Raw genomic sequence first — 16043 nt, 5'->3', positions numbered from 1 at the left:
CCTTACTAAGGGGGGGTTGGGGGGGTTCCGCCCAAGCGACAGCCGCCAAAGTTGAAATCGCAAAAACCGGAATCTCCAACTGTTGAGCCAAAGTCCGCGCCGTCACCATACCCATGCGAGTCCCCGTGAAACCTCCGGGCCCTTTTGCTACAGCAATAAAAGCCAAATCAGCCCAATTTTGCGGCTGAATAAAGTCTACTAAATGCTGGTGCAAATCCGTTGCTAAACTGCGCCCCAAATTCCAACTTTGGCAGCGAGAATCGCCGGAAAAATTGCTGATTGCTAAACCTAATTCTGGAGTTGCCGTATGCAGGGCTAAGCCGTATTTTTTAACTGATGTTCCGTCTGGGGGATTGCTATTCACGATTACTGATAATTTTCCTTAACAAAAAACAGCGGCAAAGCGACAACCAAGCAACCCAAAAGAACGCCAAATATTCCCGTATTTAAAATTCTTGAATTACCCATGCCGCCAGCAATTAAAAATAGCACTACTAAACTGGCAAATAAATTGTTATTCGCAAAGTCTTTATTTTGGGAAACTTGATGTTTGACCGCCATAAAACCGGATGCAACTATTAGCGCGAACCCAGAATTTAAAATGACTATTTGAGAGCCAAAGATAAACCAAACTAAGGCAAACATTAGCGTATCTATCCAAAAAACCTGAGTTTTAAACTTCGGCAGCCAAAATTCTTGGGTAGCGACAGGGGCGATTTTCTTGATTAATTGATTGTGTTGCAGCAGCACAATTTTGTTTTTCAATTTAATTTTGGGATCGATTTGCAATACTTGCTTCCATTCGGGAACGCGAGAATTGTTGACTCTTCCCAACAGCTTAACTGCTGCGACTTTATTTAATTGCAAACTGGTGAGTCTGGTGGCAATTATTTGGGATAAGTGCGGATAGTAAACGGGGTTGTCTTCGGTTCTGTTGATGACGATATTTAGCTTTTGTTTGGCTTGACTGAGTTGGATTGTAACATTGTACGGGGCGAGATCCTCTTGCAAAGCTTGCTGAATTTCGGCTTGCTCTTGGCGAGTGAAAAGCGACACGCCTGGGGCAGGTGCAAGCACCCGTTCTGCGGGCGTTTCCGGCGCGTCTAACACAGGGGGAGCCTCTAAATACACCGGTTTGGGGTTCAAATGCCGGAGCACTGCTGATGCTGAGCTGTAGCGTCGGTTGGTGGCACTTTGAAGCATGGTGTCGAGGATGCGGCCGAAATCGTCGCTAACAGCACTCTTCAAATAATTTCGCCAAGCCCAAGAATCCTCTGTGCTGTCGAACAAATCGAAGGGAGGAATTTCAGTCAGCAAGTGAATGCAGGTAACGCCCAAACTGTAAATATCGCTGGCAAAAACTGCTTTTCCCATCAATTGTTCTGGGGCTGTATAAGCAGCGCTGCCGATAATTGTACCTGTTTGCGGCAAGCCTGTTGCTGTTACTTTCTTGGCTGCACCAAAGTCTACTAAAACTATATCTTTTTGGAAAGGAGAGGGTTGATAGGAATTTTCTAAGGCTGGTAAAGGAGTTGGAGATAGGCGGCGGCGAATGATATTTTCTGGTTTGATATCGCGGTGAATGACTTTGGATTTGTGGACGAAGTGGAGCACTGGCAATAAATCGTTGAGGATTTGCCGAATTTGAGCTTCGGTGAATGCTCCTTTTTGTTCTAATTCTCTGGCTAGGTTTTTGCCGTCTATAAATTCTTGTACTAAATACTGTCTGCCGTCTTGTTCAAAATGTGCGATTAATTCGGGTATTTGGGGATGTTTTCCCAAGGTTTGTAGCTGGGCTGCTTCTTGGTGAAATAGTTGAGCGGCTTTGGCGGCTGCGGTATTTTGCGGGAAAAATTGCTTGATTACGCACTGCGAAAAAGTCAGGGGTTTGGTTTCATCAACTGCTAGAAATGTTCTGCCAAAGCCTCCTTGTCCGATCGCCTTTATGGTACGGTAGCGAGATGCTGATGGCGAGTTTTCGTTAGTTAACAACAATTTTGAGCCGCAACTTTGGCACAATTCTGCATCACCGAGGTTTTGCGGGTTGTGACAAGTTGGGTTTAAGCAATAGCTCATTTGATTTTAGATTTTAGATTGGGAATTGGGGAATGGGGAATTGGGAATTGGGCATCGGGAATGGGGAATTGGTTATTGGTTGTTATCCCCAATTACTCACAAAAAAACTAGAAAAAACAACAAATAACAACCAAAAAATAATTAATAACTAATGACGCTTGAGGGCGGGCCCGCACCATCCACCGCCCCTACTGACTAATGACTAATGACTAATGACGCTTGAGGGCGGGCCCGCACCATCCACCGCCCCTACTGACTAATGACTAATGACTAATGACTAATGACTAATGACTAATGACTAATGACTTCTTCCTTAAGTCGGTACGAGTTCCCCCGGCCGCAACGCAGCCCATTTGCCGGTTTCTTGCTTGAAACTCTGACAGCCGACTACATCCCATTCCATTTCTATTTCATTTTGGCGGGGGCGGATGTTGACGTTGATTGTGGGTTCTACGGGGTCGAAATCGGGTGTTTCGGTGAGGTGAAGCTGTTCGTGCTGGGTTTCTACGGCGTGGTAGGTGAAGCAGCGGTCTACATAGTGGCAGTTAATACAAATACACATTCTTGATATCCTCTGTGCATTTCAAAAAGATTGGTGAATTTTGAGCTTTCTGTTAATCTAGCGTAGCAAGAGTTTAATTGTTTGTAAGGAAAGTAGATTTTTGTTGCGATGCCGATTAATTTGCCACCTGCGTTATCTCCTGAGACTTGGCCTTTTGCTTTGGAACTGCTGACACCGCCTGTTTATTTGGTGGGCGGTGCGGTGCGGGATGCGCTGCTGGGACGCCGATCGCCATATTTTGATTTAGATTTCGTTATGCTAGCACGGGCGGTGAAGACTGCTCGAAAAATTGCCGATCGCACGAAAGCTGGATTTGTCTTGTTGGATGCCCAACGACAGATTGCGCGGGTGGTGTTTGCGGGCGGTACGGCGGATTTTGCGGAGGCTTTGGGGGGGAGTCTGGAGGCGGATTTGCTGCGCCGGGATTTTCGGATTAATGCGATCGCCTGCAATCCTTTTACTGGAGAAATTATCGATCCTTTAGACGGTCAAACTGATTTGCGGTTGGGTTTGCTGCGGATGATTTCGCGATCGAATTTAGCAGACGATCCGCTGAGGTTATTAAGAGCTTACCGCCAAGCCGCGCAGTTGGGTTTTGCGATCGAACCTGCAACTCAATCTGCAATTCGGGAATTGGCTGCGCTGTTGAGTCGGGTAGCGGTGGAACGGGTGCGGACGGAATTGGGTTATTTGTTGAGCAATCCTGATGGTATTCCTTGGATTTGTCGCGGTTGCGAAGATGGTTTGTTTTCGATTTGGTTTGAAAGTGCGATCGACCGTTTCGATATCTTGACAAAAATTGACTTGTGTGCTGCGGATTTGGCGGCAATTTATCCAGAGTTGGGGAAGGAATTCGGGCGATCGATTCGAGATACAATTAAAACGCCGTTGTTAGCCGTTGGGAAGTTGGCTATTTTGGCAAATTCTGACCCGACAATCGCTGAAACAGAGTTGCTGCGGTTGAAGTACAGCAATGCAGAGATTAAAAGTGCGATCGAGCTTTTGAAATACTTGCCCAAATTGCAAGCAACACCAATTTCGGAAATGTCCTTGCGAGAACAGTATTTCTTGTTTCGGGATGTGGGAATAGCATTTCCAGTCTTAGCAGTTTTGGCCGCAGCAGCCGGAGTTGCGGTTGATGAAATTTCGCTATTAATTAATCGCTATCTCGATGCTGATGATATTATTGCCCATCCGACACAATTAGTTAACGGCAATGAATTAATGGAATCTTTGAATATTCCCAGAAGTCCGCGCATCGGTCAATTTTTATTAGAGATTCAGTTAGCGCGGGTAGAAGGGAAAATTGCGACTCGCGAAGATGCCTTGAAATTAGCCGCAGAGTTGGTTAATCAGTCAGTTTAAATTGATATATTGCAGCAATCAGAACGGGCTCTTCGGCCCGTTCCACAAAAGATAAAATTTCTTGTGGGGAGTAGGGGTTGGGCTTCTAGCCCGCCCTAAAAAGATAAAATCTCTTCTTGTGGAGTGGGCTTCTAGCCCGCCCTAAAAACTTAGTAAACAATGCAAAATGTGCATCTCAAACAACATCCCTTAACTCTTCCGGCAATTCAAACTTGCCATCTTTCCCCGCCGCAAACTCAACAACTTTCACCACAGCATCAACATTCAGCGGCCCGTAAATGTGCGGGAACAACTCTCCAGCAGCTTCTTCATATTTAATTTCAGCTTGCACTTTGTCTGAGTCAACGGACAGCAGCAACAATCCTGTTTTTCCCGCAAAAAATTTATTAGCTGTTCGAGTTACTTGCGGCAGAGTCGAACAGTGAATAAATCCTTCAGTATCTAGCGTATCTCCGCGATAGGATTTAAGCTGCTTTGCTGCTTCCCATTGTTGGCTGTGAGTGATGTGAAATATAACGGTCATATTTTTTTTACCTAAAAAAAACAAGCTAGGCAGAGCATCTAGATATGTGTTCCAAGGCTCTACCTAGAAACGAAATTAAAGGAATAAAGTCCTTACTACAAACCTAGCACGATACGAGTACATCCGATCGCCCCAGAACTCTCATATCTTCCTCGTCGAGTTCCACTGGCGTACCGCTGCGAATCAGTTCCACAAAATCCTCATTCGGCACCATGATGCACAAAGTATACAAACGTTCGCTGCCCGTATTCTCAATTACGTGAGTCCCTGTTGGAGGCACTAACAAACTATCTCCCGGTTTAATATTAACTGTTTTGCCGTCGCAGGTTGCTTCCCCTGTTCCTTTGAGTACAAAAAACATTTCTACTGCAAATTGATGGCGGTTGGGAGGAGTTTTGCCGCCCGCATCGAAGATTTCGACACAAACTGTTAATGAAACATTAGCTATTACCGGATCGAAGACAATCGCTAATCTATTAGTATCGCCCGGGCTGATGCGAAATGCTTGGTAGTCTTTCGGAGACTTCATAACCGGAATCATGCACTGGTTTGTCATTTTTTTATTGTTAGTTGTGGCTGAAGTCATTAGTCATTAGTCATTGGTCATCAGTCATTAGTTGTTAGTTATTGGTTGTTGGTTATTAGTCAGTAATTATTAGTTATTGGTTGTTGGTTATTGGTTATTAGTTATTAGTTATTAGTTATTGATGGCCACTCACAAATAACATCAGACAAATAACAATGCTATAGAAGCCCAATGCTTTTTGATCCGATTCTCAATGCCCAATGCCCAATGCCCAATTCCCAATGACTACTGACTAATGACTACTGACTAATGACTACTGACTAATGACTACTGACTACTGACTAATGACTACTGACTGTTATTTAATTGCCTCTAATATAGCTTGAGAATCTGACACAAATCCAAAACACTGTTTGACATTATAAAGAGTAGCTTGCCAGCAATACTCTGGAGATGTAGTAGCGGTACAATCTTTGACTAAAAGACAGTCGTAATTGAGAAAATTCGCATCTTGTAAAGTTGCCATCACGCACTGATCTGCGTTGACTCCTCCAAACAAAAGTGTAGTTTTTCCTAAATTTCGCAATATACTATCTAAAGGAGTATCCCAAAAGCCACTCATCCGATATTTATCAATGCAAATATCCTCCGGTTTTTGTGCCAATTCATCAACAACTGCTGCCGCCCAACTGCCTGCCATCAATACCGGTGCGCCGTTTGTTGGCAGCGGATCTCCCAAGCCTACGCCGTCGCCCGTGGGATTGTAAACGTGGCGGGAAGCTGCACTAATATTCATCAAATCGGGGCGGTTTCCCCAGTTTATCCAAATAATTGGGATGGCGCGCGATCGCAATTTTGGCAGTAAATTTTGTAAAGGATTAATTGGACTTCTCGCTGGCGTTACATCTACGCCAATATGTGCTAGCCAACCGTCGGGGTGACAAAAATCGTTTTGCATATCTATCACCAACATTGCAGCTTTGGCTAAATCCACACGCAGGGTTTTAGTTTCTGTTTCTAGGGTAACAATTTGCGGGTCAATTTGCGGGCGGGTGATGTCGGCAATTTTGGCATCAACTTTCCAAGCATTCGGCGGTACGCCCAAGGTGCGGAGAGAATCATAATTCATTGCGATCGCAGCTCAAAAACAATTATTATTTTACATGACTAATTTTTTATATTTGCTCGTTCCCCGGCAAAGCCGGGGAATGCCTTGTAGGAGGCTCTGCCTCCAGTAAAGCACGCGAAAAGCAGAGAGAGCCTCCAGATATGCGTTAAGAGGCAGAGCCTGGGAACGAGATTACGAGATTAAAGGAGATTAAATCATAAAATATAAATAGAGGTAAATTTACAAAAAGGGTAAATCTGTGAGCTTTACAATCCAAAATGCTTTGATTTCAGTTGAGAACGGTTATGAAAGTGCAGACGTGCGAGTGGTGGATAACTGCATAAGTGCGATCGCCCCCAATAACCCCCCCTCTAATTCCTCCCCCTACCAAAGCAGCAGGCAGGGTGAAACAATAATTGACGGCAAAAATAAGCTGCTGCTGCCCGGTTTTGTTAACGCGCACACACACTCTTCTGAAATGTGGCAGCGGGGAATTATTCCTCCTTTACCTCTGGAATTGTGGCTTGCCCAATTGTACGATTTTACCCCCCTAGAACCAGAACAAATTTATTTAAGCGCCTTGGGAACAGCGGTAGAAACTTTGCTATCCGGCGGTACGAGTGTCGTCGATCATTTAGTGTTAATTCCGGGGCAAGAATTAGAGACGATCGCCGCCGCAGTTCGCGCTTATCAAGAAATCGGCATCCGCGCTTTTATCGGGCCGTTAATTCAAGATCAGTCCCTGACTGCGGGAATGCCGGCGGGCGACGGCGGGCTCGAACACGCGGCTTACATTCGATCGGCAAAGGCAACTTTGGAATTAATGGAATCAGCCATTAAACAGTTTCACAATCCCGAAAAAGGTGTTAATATATTGTTAGCACCGACCGGAATTCAACTGTGTTCCGACGATTTATTTGAAGGCTGCATCGAATTGAGCGATCGCTACAATCTTTGCCGCCACGCCCACCTCTTGGAAACCTCCGCTCAAAAACAGTTAGCTGATGAAAAATACGGTTGCAGCGCCGTCCAACACCTGCAAAAAATTGGTTATTTGAGTCCGCGAACTTCCTTAGCGCACTGCGTGTGGCTGGAGGATTCCGACATTGCGATTATGCTAGAAACTGGAGCGACAGTTGTACACAATCCCCTCAGCAATTTGCGCTTGGGAAGCGGCATCGCACCGATTTTGAAATACCGCCAAGCGGGAGTCAACGTATCCTTTGGCTGCGACGGCGCTGCTAGCAACGATTCTCAAGATTTGCTGGAAGCAATTAAAATTGGTTCGATTTTGCACAACGTCACGGATTTGGATTACCGCCACTGGATTACACCGCGCCAGTCTGTAGAAATGGCATCGCTGGGAGGAGCAAAAGGCTTGAATGTTGCCGATGAAATGGGTTCGCTGACAGTCGGTAAAAAAGCCGATTTTGTGCTGTACGATTTAACCAGTTTATCATTGTTGCCGCGCACCGACCCGATCGGCTTGCTAATTTTGGGCCGCCCGACTAATGCGGTAGACAGCGTTTGGGTAAACGGCAAACAAATTGTTGGCGAAGGTAAGGTGAAAACGATCGATGTTGATGCTTTGAGGCGGGAATTATTCGATCGCAGCCAGTGGAGCAGCAAGCGTCAATCGCCTGTGGTAGGCGAGATTGAAGCGCACTATCGCCAAGTGATGAAATTGCCGATCGGCGATTGAAACCGATCCCAGACAAACTTTCACCAGCCGACGCGGGTTGAAAAGTAATTGTCAGGTGCGCGGCCCGGCGCACCTGACAGTATGATGTTAAACTACTGTGGTGTTTGAGAAAAATTGATGATTAAACTGCACAAATGGCAGCGGATACTGGCTTTAATAGTTGTTTTTGCGATCGCCCTTACCTCCACCGCCGTTTTCTCCCCCCGAATGGAGGCTCAAACCCCGCCCAAAACCCCAACAACCGAATTGCGCGGCGTCTGGCTGACTAATATTGACAGCGACGTTATTTTCTCGCGCCACAGCATCATCGACGCCGTAAATCGACTGGAAACACTCAACTTTAACACCATCTATCCCACGGTTTGGCAAGGAGGCTACACGCTTTATCCCAGCGCTGCAGCCCAACGAGTATTCGGACAGTCGATCGATCCATCACCCGGATTGAAAGATCGAGACATTCTCAAAGAAATTATAGCACAATCGCACCAAAAAAATATAGCAGTAATTCCTTGGTTTGAATTTGGTTTCATGGCACCCGCCGAATCAGAATTAGCCAGACTGCACCCCGACTGGTTGGCGAAGCGGAGCGACGGTTCAACTATTTGGAAAGAAGGCACCCACGATCGAGTGTGGCTGAATCCTTTTCATGCCGAAGTCCAGCAATTTATCTTAGATTTAATCCTAGAAATTGTCGATAATTACGATATAGATGGCATTCAATTTGACGACCATTTCGGTTTGCCAGTAGAATTTGGCTACGAACCGCTAACAGTGTCAATGTATCAGGAACAAATCAAAAGCCCTCCTTCCAATGACCCCCGCGAAACCTTCTGGGTGCGATGGCGCGCCGACAAAATCAACGACTTTATGGGACGAATTTCCCGCGCTATCAAATCCCGCAAACAAAAATGTATTGTCAGCTTATCTCCCAACCCCCTGCACTTTGCTTTACCAGCCCACTTGCAGGACTGGTTTACCTGGGAAAGACGCGGCTATATCCAAGAACTTATAGTACAGGTTTATCGCAGGGATATCAAGCGTTTCAACGCCGAATTGGAACGGGAAGAACTCCAATTAGCTAAAACGCACATTCCAACTGCGATCGGCATTTTAACAGGATTGAAAAATAATTCAATTCCGCTGAAACTAATTCAAGAGCAAGTGCAAGAAGTGCGAAAAAGAAATTTTGCAGGCGTTTCCTTCTTTTTCTACGAAAGCTTGTCGAATTGGGCCAGCGAAACCCCCGAACAGCGCATTTCGGCATTGCAAGAATTATTTCCCACAAAGATGCAGCGCCCGCCATCCGAAGGCAGAATTTGAAACTAACGGTTAAAATGAGAAAAATCATAAAGCGCTTAGGAATTGTCATCTTATCTTTTACCGCTGTCCTAACAATTGGCTATCTAACTCCCAGAAAGTGGGGAAATTACTCGCAAGCAGATTGCACAATCTCTCTCTACATTTCTAACGAAGGCATCCACACCGAAATCATTGTTCCAGTTAAAAATCAATATTTTGACTGGAATCAATTTTTACCGCTAACAGAAATAGGGCGAGATACCACTTCTGATTTTAAATATTTGTCTTTTGGCTGGGGAGATAGAGCTTTTATGCTGGAAAATCCTAGTTCGGGAAGTATCAATTTAGTTACAGGTTTGAAGGCGCTGATTTTGCCTACTCCGTCTACTGTGCAGGTTCAAGGTTATCGAGGTTTGCCGGAAAATACAGAAACAAAATGTGTTGCTATTAGTGGATCGAATTATCTGAAAATGGTAGATTATCTTAAAAACACATTCCAATTAGACGCAAAAGGTAATAAAATAAAAATTGGCTACGGCTACGGCAACAGCAGCAGTTTTTATGAAGCAAGAGACAGTTACTATATTTTGAAAACTTGCAACGATTGGACGGCAGAAGGTTTGCAAAAAGCTGAGGTAAATACTCCTTTGTGGTCAACTCTACCGTCATCGATTATGTTTCATTTAAACAGCGGTTGCGAATGTAGAAGTCATTAGTCATTAGTCATTTGTTGGTTGTTATTTGTTATTTGTTATTTGTTATTTGTTACTCGCTTGGGGCTGGCAATAACGAATAACCGATTACCAATTCCCGATGCCCAATTCCCAATTCCCAATTCCCAATTCCCAAATCATGAATGTAATTCCAGCGATCGACCTATTGGACGGAAAATGCGTCAGATTGTATCAGGGAGACTACGCCAAGTCTCAAACTTTTAACGACAATCCCGTAGAAGTCGCCAGACAGTGGGTAAATCAAGGCGCGACAATGCTGCATTTGGTAGACCTCGACGGGGCCAAAGCCGGTCATCCCGTCAACCAAGCAGCCATTGAAGCCATCGTCCGCGCCGCAGACGTTCCCTGTCAAGTAGGCGGCGGAATGCGCGATCGCGCTTCTGTTGCTGCTATCCTCAATTTAGGCGTCCGGCGCGCCATTCTCGGCACTGTCGCCGTCGAACAACCGGAATTAGTAGGCGAATTGTGCGCCGAATTTCCCGGTCAAATTCTGGTGGGAATCGATGCCAGAAACGGTAAAGTTGCGACTAGAGGCTGGATCGAAACTTCCGAAGTTTTAGCGACAGAATTGGCGCAAAAAATGGCCGAATTGGGGGCAGCAGAAATTATTTACACCGATATTCACCGAGATGGTACTATGGAAGGGCCGAACTTGGAATCTTTGCGCGAAATTGCTAACGCTATTTCGATTCCGGTGATTGCTTCGGGCGGCGTTAGTTCGATCGCAGATTTATTGACATTATTGGCTTTGGAACCAATTGGTGTCAAAAGCGCGATCGTCGGTAGAGCAATTTATACCGGTGATATCTTGCTAAAAGAAGCAATTCAAGCTGTCGGACAAGGCCGGTGGCAAGATGTTCCGCCAGATTTGGGCTCTTCCAGTTTTGCTTGACCATCTAAATCCGGTGCCGCCAGCCTTTAAAAAACCGGAAATATTAAGTTTGCGTGCATCTAGAATTATCTGATTTGAATGTCTTTCTTATCATCATTGTACCATGTTTCTTAACCCAACAATTACAGCTTTAAGTTCTGGGATAGCATCTTTAACTGCTCCCATACCTTTGTTAGCAACAGTCGATTCCGAAAATTCGCCGCTCGTTTTGAGCGGAGTTCTGCTCAGTTTGGTAGTGATTTATCTTGCCAGTAAATTAGGCGCGGAAGCGGCTATGAAGTTTAATCTTCCACCAGTTTTGGGTGAACTTGTAGCAGGGGTGATTGTTGGCGTATCCGCTTTGAACCTGATCGTTTTTCCCGAAGGCGGACTGTCAGCATCCAACTCAGGAATTATGACTGTTTTGCAGTCGATAAATCCTATGTCCCCTGCCTCCGTCACCAGCGTGTTTGAATCGCAGAGCGAGATCGTTTCTGTGCTGGCTGAATTGGGGGTGATTATTCTACTGTTTGAAATAGGTTTGGAGTCGGATCTCAGACAACTCAAAGAAGTAGGAATTCAAGCCACCTTTGTCGCTGTTGTCGGCGTAGCAGTTCCCTTTGTTGCCGGTACTGCGGGCTTGATGATAATTTTTCACACGGCGGCGATTCCGGCAATTTTTGCCGGGGCTGCTTTGACGGCAACCAGCATCGGAATTACCTCGAAAGTGTTGTCTGAATTGGGAAGGCTCAAATCAAAAGAAGGTCAAATCATTGTTGGGGCTGCAGTAATTGACGACGTGCTGGGAATTATTGTCTTGGCAGTGGTCGCCAGTTTAGCAAAAACTGGTGAAATTGATGTTGTTAATGTCATCTATCTGATCGTCGGTGCAACTACATTTCTGCTCGGTTCAATTCTGTTGGGCGGCATCTTTAACAAAAGCTTTACCGCAGCGGTGGAGAAACTCAAAACTCGCGGTAATATCGTTATCCCGGCATTTATCTTTGCTTTTTTCATGGCTTTTATCGGCAACGCAATTCATCTCGAAGCGATTTTGGGTGCATTTGCGGCTGGTTTAGTGCTAGATGAAAGCGATGCCCGCAACGAGTTGGATGAGTTGATTAAACCCGTCGCTGATTTGTTTGTACCCATCTTTTTTGTGACGGTGGGAGCGCGCGCCGATTTGGGCGTTTTGAACCCAACAGTGCCGGAGAATCGGGCGGGACTTTTGATTGCCCTGTTTTTGATTGTAGTGGCGATTTTTGGCAAGTTGATCACTGGTTGGGCGGTGTTCGGTCAGCCTGGAATCAATCGATTGGCGATCGGAGTTGGGATGATTCCTCGGGGCGAAGTCGGGTTAGTTTTTGCCGGTATCGGTTCGGCTAGCGGGGCTTTGGATAAACCGCTGGAAGTGTCGATTATTATCATGGTGATTCTGACGACATTTTTAGCGCCGCCTTTTCTGCGGATTGCCTTTGGCGATACGGTAGAGCCTCCTGCTAGCGGGGAACCTTCCAGCGAGAAAACTGCGATTAGCGGGTGATATGACAGCAGATTCCAGGTGCATCAAGTACACCCCAGAAACGGGTTTGTTTACAGTTATCGCCGGATAACTGATTCTGTTCAAGAAACCCGGTTTCTCAAAAAATCTAGGTTGCCTAGCGGCATATTTAGCAAGAAACCGGGTTTCTAGCAATGATGCAACAAATCTAACCTGCAATTTACCGAAACAAATAAGGACACGGCACTGCCGTGTCCCTACAGAAATTAACTCAATTTGCGATTACTTAACAAACAGCATTTCTTGATAAGTAGGCAGCGGCCACAAATCATCAGCCACTTCAGCTTCCAAAGCATCAGCATACTGCCGAACCTCATCCATCAAAGGGCGAATTGTTTGCGAAGCGTACTGCATATGCTCGTCTGTTGTAGCAAAATCGTGCTTGCTCAAAGCATCACTCAACTTGCTCGCAGTATCCATCATTGACTTAACCAGAGCAGCTACTTTTTCGGCAGTTGCCTTTTCCAATTCAATGCCAATTTCTTTCAACTTATAAATCGTGTTAGAAAGATCGGACAAATAGCTCACCGCTGCCGGATAAATCAGAGTTTTTGTCATGCTCAGTACCAGTTTTGCTTCGACTTCTATTGCCAGCAAATACTGCTCTGCATACACATCATAACGGCTTTCTAGTTCAACCGGAGTTAGAACACCTGTCTTTTCAAACAAGTCCTCAACGTATCCTTCCTTCAACGCCGACAAAGCATCTGCCGTAGTCCGCAAGTTGGCTAAACCCCGTTCTTCAACAGCCATTTTGTGCCATTTTTCTGAATAGCCGTTACCGCCAAATATCACTGCGCCGTGCTCGTCCATCACTTCTTTCAGAAGTGTTTGGATGGCAGCATTCAGTTCAGTTCCGTTAGCCAAATCGCTTTCTAATTTGTTAGCAACCCAGTCCAAAGAATCTGCAAGAATAGTATTCATTGCCACCAGCGGGCCGGAAACAGATTGACCGGAACCTACGGCACGGAATTCAAAGCGGTTTCCCGTAAAGGCAAAGGGTGAAGTCCGGTTTCTGTCGCCGGCATCTTTTAGAAAAGTAGGCAGTGTTTCTACGCCTAAATTCATGATTCCGCGATCTTGAGAACCTTTAACTCCGCCCTTGCTAATTTGCTCGAAGATATCTTCTAATTGCGAACCTAAATAGACGGAGATAATCGCTGGTGGAGCTTCGTTGGCACCCAAACGGTGGTCGTTGCTGGCAGTTGCAACTACGGCGCGCAACAAGGGGCCGTATTTGTGAACGCCGCGAATCACAGCGCCGCAGAATACTAGGAATTGTATGTTAGAGTGCGGTGTATCGCCGGGGTCTAATAAGTTGCCTTGGGTGGCGTTACCGACTGACCAGTTGACGTGTTTGCCGGAACCGTTGATTCCCGCGAAGGGCTTCTCGTGCAGCAAGCACATAAAACCGTGTTTCTTCGCTGTGTTGCGGAGAATTGTCATGGTTAATTGTTGGTGGTCGCTGGCGACGTTTGCTGCTTCAAAAACTGGTGCAATTTCAAACTGACCGGGTGCTACTTCGTTGTGGCGGGTTTTGGCCGGAATTCCCAGGCGGTACATTCTTTCTTCTACTTCCTGCATGAAGACTTGAACGCGCTCTGGGATGGCTCCAAAATAGTGGTCGTCAAATTGCTGACCTTTGGCGGGAGGTTTGCCAAAGAGGGTGCGGCCTGCTAGCAGCAAGTCTGGGCGGCTGTGGCCGAAGTTGGAATCTATGAGAAAGTATTCTTGTTCGCAACCGCAACTGGAATTTACGGGTGCAACTTCGGTGTTTCCTAACAGTTTTAAGACTCTGGTTGCTGCTTTGTTCATGGCGCCGATGGAGCGCAAAAGCGGGGTTTTTTTGTCTAGGGCTTCACCTGTCCAAGAGATGAAAACAGTGGGAATGCACAAAGTCATGCCGTTGTCTGTTTCCATGACATAGGCGGGGCTGGTGACATCCCAGGCTGTGTATCCGCGAGCGGCGTCGGTGGAGCGAATGCCGCCGTTGGGAAAGGAGGAACCGTCGGGTTCGCCTTGTACTAAAAGTTTACCTGCAAATTCTGAGATGACGGAGCCGTCGCTTTGGACTGAGATGAAACCGTCGTGTTTTTCGGCGGTGCTGTTGGTTAGCGGGTAAAATACGTGGGCGTAGTACAGGGCTCCTTTGGAAATAGCCCAATCTTTCATTGCTACTGCAACTACATCAGCTACGGAAGGATCGAGGGTTTGCCCGGTTTGAATGGTGTTTTTTACTGATTTGAAAATATTTTTGGGCAGTCTTGCTTGCATTTGGCTCAGACTAAAAACGTCTGTTGCCCACATATCTTCTAACCGCTTGAGAGGCTTGGGCGGGGTCAGTTTGCGGTTGACGATTTGAGAAATTGCTTGAACGCGCGATTGGTTTCCACTCATGGTTATTTTTATTGGGATTGGGGGAGCAGTAGTTGTGAAAAATAGTGGTTAGCGCAAGTCTAACCGTTGATGAATCTGTTAGATTTACTAACATTTTTGGTCAAGGCTAATTTTTTGGAGAATGCCTTTTTTGGCAGGATATGAAGAATTGGATGAGCGAGGCGCAATAACTTCGCTTTCTGTGTTGCTGAGAATCCGGTGTTCGATAGATGCGGTGGGATTTCAGTTCTTAGCAATAAAATAGATGGCAAGAGGCTGTACTAACTTTAGTTAACATCATAGATGTGGTCGCTGCACAGATTTAGTAGCTCATTTTAACCCTGGTAAGCTCAAAAATTTTGTGCGAGTCAATTCCGATTAATTCTGGTCAAAACTACTTATGGTTTTTAACGGTTCGACGATCGATAAATCGCAGCCCAGCAAACAACGCACTCGTTTATTGTTTTGGGGAATTATGGAGACTACACAACCTACATTTGGAGAGTGTAAGCAATGATTAACTTAATTAATGTAGCACAGGCTACAGAATGTTACTTTTTTTTGCGGAATGGTCGATCGCCCGATCGCGCGCAACCGCAGGAGTTGAGTTTGACAGGAGGCCTTTCTACTGAAACGGCGGGCGATCGCAGCAGTTGTAGGGTGCGCCAGCAGTGGGTTATTGTGGCTAATTTACTTACTCTTGGCTTTCGCGGCCCTAGATTCCACCGTAAATCCGGGAATATCTGACAATTCTGCGGCGCTCAAACTGTACTGTTCGCAAACCAAACTTAAACGACTTCCGCTACTTTTAACGGCGTTGACAGAGTGAGTCAAATCTCCTTGAAAATAGATCAGCGAATTGGCTTGCGGCTTAATCTGTCCGACTTGCTGTTTGTTGCGCCGCAGTATCAATTCTCCTCCTTGCAAGTTTGGCGGTACTTGTACGTACAAAACGCTGACGGCTGCGGGAGGTTCGACGGTTTTGCAGTACGATCGCAAAGATCGATCGATATGCGGATCGACGCGGGAACCTTCAGCCAGCAGCAGGGGATTGAGATAAAAAGCGTTGCATTCAGGGTTTAATGCTCTGTCTAGATAGGGTTTGAAGAAGGGGAAGCGCCGCTCTACTTCGGCAATTTCGGAACGCTTAAACACCACTGAAAAGCCTTTTGTGCCAATGAAATCGCGGTTGAGGTTGTTGATTGCCAGATACGGGGATGCTAGAATTGAGCCTCGCAAGTCGTTGAGATAGTCGATCGAGAAAGCGTTAGGATGTTGGCTATAGTATTTCAAGGCGCTTAAAAATCATCAAAGTTTAACGGAAACAGCGGATAGGAATG

15 protein-coding genes are annotated in these 16043 nt (G+C 45.9%); 7 read left to right on the top strand and 8 right to left on the bottom strand.

Annotation, left to right across the window (positions count from 1 at the left end):
- The 3 genes from tsaB to WBA89_RS07725 form a co-directional block, all read right to left on the bottom strand.
- The coding region (tsaB, locus tag WBA89_RS07735; RefSeq protein WP_424405324.1) for a tRNA (adenosine(37)-N6)-threonylcarbamoyltransferase complex dimerization subunit type 1 TsaB at positions 1 to 364 on the bottom strand (364 nt) is incomplete at its 3' end.
- Positions 365 to 366: 2 nt separating this feature from the next.
- Positions 367 to 2076, bottom strand: coding sequence for a protein kinase domain-containing protein (locus WBA89_RS07730; protein ID WP_424405322.1), 1710 nt, complete (start codon positions 2074 to 2076; stop codon positions 367 to 369).
- A 313-nt stretch (positions 2077 to 2389) separates the two neighbouring features.
- Entirely contained in the window at positions 2390 to 2638 is a 249-nt protein-coding gene (locus WBA89_RS07725; protein ID WP_424405320.1) for a Ycf34 family protein, read from the bottom strand.
- Positions 2639 to 2746: 108 nt separating this feature from the next.
- On the opposite strand from WBA89_RS07725, the gene WBA89_RS07720 reads away from it, so the two are divergent.
- On the top strand, positions 2747 to 4003 hold the full coding sequence (locus WBA89_RS07720; RefSeq protein WP_424405318.1) for a CCA tRNA nucleotidyltransferase: 1257 nt from the start codon (positions 2747 to 2749) through the stop codon (positions 4001 to 4003).
- Between the two features lie 175 nt (positions 4004 to 4178).
- Here the strand turns inward: WBA89_RS07720 and WBA89_RS07715 are convergent, their stop codons facing one another.
- The 3 genes from WBA89_RS07715 to WBA89_RS07705 all read right to left on the bottom strand — a co-directional run bounded on the left by WBA89_RS07715 (position 4179) and on the right by WBA89_RS07705 (position 6181).
- Positions 4179 to 4526, bottom strand: coding sequence for a DUF952 domain-containing protein (locus WBA89_RS07715; RefSeq protein ID WP_424405316.1), 348 nt, complete (start codon positions 4524 to 4526; stop codon positions 4179 to 4181).
- A 103-nt stretch (positions 4527 to 4629) separates the two neighbouring features.
- The gene (locus tag WBA89_RS07710) at positions 4630 to 5067 is read right to left on the bottom strand and encodes a cupin domain-containing protein (RefSeq protein ID WP_424405328.1); all 438 of its coding nucleotides are present in this window, start codon (positions 5065 to 5067) and stop codon (positions 4630 to 4632) included.
- Between the two features lie 343 nt (positions 5068 to 5410).
- Entirely contained in the window at positions 5411 to 6181 is a 771-nt protein-coding gene (locus tag WBA89_RS07705) for a cysteine hydrolase family protein (RefSeq protein ID WP_424405314.1), read from the bottom strand.
- 238 nt (positions 6182 to 6419) lie between these two features.
- Between WBA89_RS07705 and WBA89_RS07700 the strand changes: the two genes are divergently transcribed.
- The 5 genes from WBA89_RS07700 to WBA89_RS07680 all read left to right on the top strand — a co-directional run bounded on the left by WBA89_RS07700 (position 6420) and on the right by WBA89_RS07680 (position 12309).
- Complete coding sequence (locus WBA89_RS07700; RefSeq protein ID WP_424405312.1) at positions 6420 to 7862, top strand: amidohydrolase; 1443 nt, start codon at positions 6420 to 6422, stop codon at positions 7860 to 7862.
- Positions 7863 to 7979: 117 nt separating this feature from the next.
- The gene (locus tag WBA89_RS07695; protein WP_424405310.1) at positions 7980 to 9182 is read left to right on the top strand and encodes a glycoside hydrolase family 10 protein; all 1203 of its coding nucleotides are present in this window, start codon (positions 7980 to 7982) and stop codon (positions 9180 to 9182) included.
- A gap of 14 nt (positions 9183 to 9196) precedes the next feature.
- Positions 9197 to 9877 (top strand): TIGR02117 family protein, encoded by a 681-nt coding sequence (locus WBA89_RS07690; RefSeq protein WP_424405308.1) that lies wholly within the window; start codon positions 9197 to 9199, stop codon positions 9875 to 9877.
- A gap of 136 nt (positions 9878 to 10013) precedes the next feature.
- On the top strand, positions 10014 to 10787 hold the full coding sequence (gene hisA / locus WBA89_RS07685; protein WP_424405326.1) for a 1-(5-phosphoribosyl)-5-[(5-phosphoribosylamino)methylideneamino]imidazole-4-carboxamide isomerase: 774 nt from the start codon (positions 10014 to 10016) through the stop codon (positions 10785 to 10787).
- Between the two features lie 103 nt (positions 10788 to 10890).
- Positions 10891 to 12309, top strand: a complete 1419-nt coding sequence (locus tag WBA89_RS07680; protein WP_424405306.1) for a cation:proton antiporter — start codon at positions 10891 to 10893, stop codon at positions 12307 to 12309.
- A gap of 240 nt (positions 12310 to 12549) precedes the next feature.
- On the opposite strand, the gene WBA89_RS07675 is transcribed toward WBA89_RS07680, so the two are convergent.
- Entirely contained in the window at positions 12550 to 14724 is a 2175-nt protein-coding gene (locus WBA89_RS07675) for a glutamine synthetase III (protein ID WP_424405304.1), read from the bottom strand.
- 492 nt (positions 14725 to 15216) lie between these two features.
- On the opposite strand from WBA89_RS07675, the gene WBA89_RS07670 reads away from it, so the two are divergent.
- The gene (locus tag WBA89_RS07670) at positions 15217 to 15450 is read left to right on the top strand and encodes a hypothetical protein (RefSeq protein ID WP_424405302.1); all 234 of its coding nucleotides are present in this window, start codon (positions 15217 to 15219) and stop codon (positions 15448 to 15450) included.
- Here WBA89_RS07670 and WBA89_RS07665 read toward each other — a convergent pair.
- On the bottom strand, positions 15394 to 15996 hold the full coding sequence (locus WBA89_RS07665) for a 2OG-Fe(II) oxygenase (protein WP_424405300.1): 603 nt from the start codon (positions 15994 to 15996) through the stop codon (positions 15394 to 15396). The two genes, WBA89_RS07670 and WBA89_RS07665, sit on opposite strands and share 57 nt — an antisense overlap.
- Positions 15997 to 16043: the final 47 nt, after the last annotated feature.

This window comes from Microcoleus sp., from assembly GCF_049646505.1.
GTDB lineage: Bacteria > Cyanobacteriota > Cyanobacteriia > Cyanobacteriales > Microcoleaceae > Microcoleus.
This window is presented reverse-complemented; position numbering and strand designations above follow the sequence as displayed.

Excerpts from the sequence above, each read along its gene's own strand:
- WBA89_RS07730 (WP_424405322.1), bottom strand. The coding sequence starts at position 2,076 with ATGAGCTATTGCTTAAACCCAACTTGTCACAACCCGCAAAACCTCGGT.
- WBA89_RS07725 (WP_424405320.1), bottom strand. The coding sequence starts at position 2,638 with ATGTGTATTTGTATTAACTGCCACTATGTAGACCGCTGCTTCACCTAC.
- WBA89_RS07720 (WP_424405318.1), top strand. The coding sequence starts at position 2,747 with ATGCCGATTAATTTGCCACCTGCGTTATCTCCTGAGACTTGGCCTTTT.
- WBA89_RS07715 (WP_424405316.1), bottom strand. The coding sequence starts at position 4,526 with ATGACCGTTATATTTCACATCACTCACAGCCAACAATGGGAAGCAGCA.
- WBA89_RS07710 (WP_424405328.1), bottom strand. The coding sequence starts at position 5,067 with ATGATTCCGGTTATGAAGTCTCCGAAAGACTACCAAGCATTTCGCATC.
- WBA89_RS07705 (WP_424405314.1), bottom strand. The coding sequence starts at position 6,181 with ATGAATTATGATTCTCTCCGCACCTTGGGCGTACCGCCGAATGCTTGG.
- WBA89_RS07695 (WP_424405310.1), top strand. The coding sequence starts at position 7,980 with ATGATTAAACTGCACAAATGGCAGCGGATACTGGCTTTAATAGTTGTT.
- WBA89_RS07690 (WP_424405308.1), top strand. The coding sequence starts at position 9,197 with ATGAGAAAAATCATAAAGCGCTTAGGAATTGTCATCTTATCTTTTACC.
- hisA (WP_424405326.1), top strand. The coding sequence starts at position 10,014 with ATGAATGTAATTCCAGCGATCGACCTATTGGACGGAAAATGCGTCAGA.
- WBA89_RS07680 (WP_424405306.1), top strand. The coding sequence starts at position 10,891 with ATGTTTCTTAACCCAACAATTACAGCTTTAAGTTCTGGGATAGCATCT.
- WBA89_RS07675 (WP_424405304.1), bottom strand. The coding sequence starts at position 14,724 with ATGAGTGGAAACCAATCGCGCGTTCAAGCAATTTCTCAAATCGTCAAC.
- WBA89_RS07670 (WP_424405302.1), top strand. The coding sequence starts at position 15,217 with ATGATTAACTTAATTAATGTAGCACAGGCTACAGAATGTTACTTTTTT.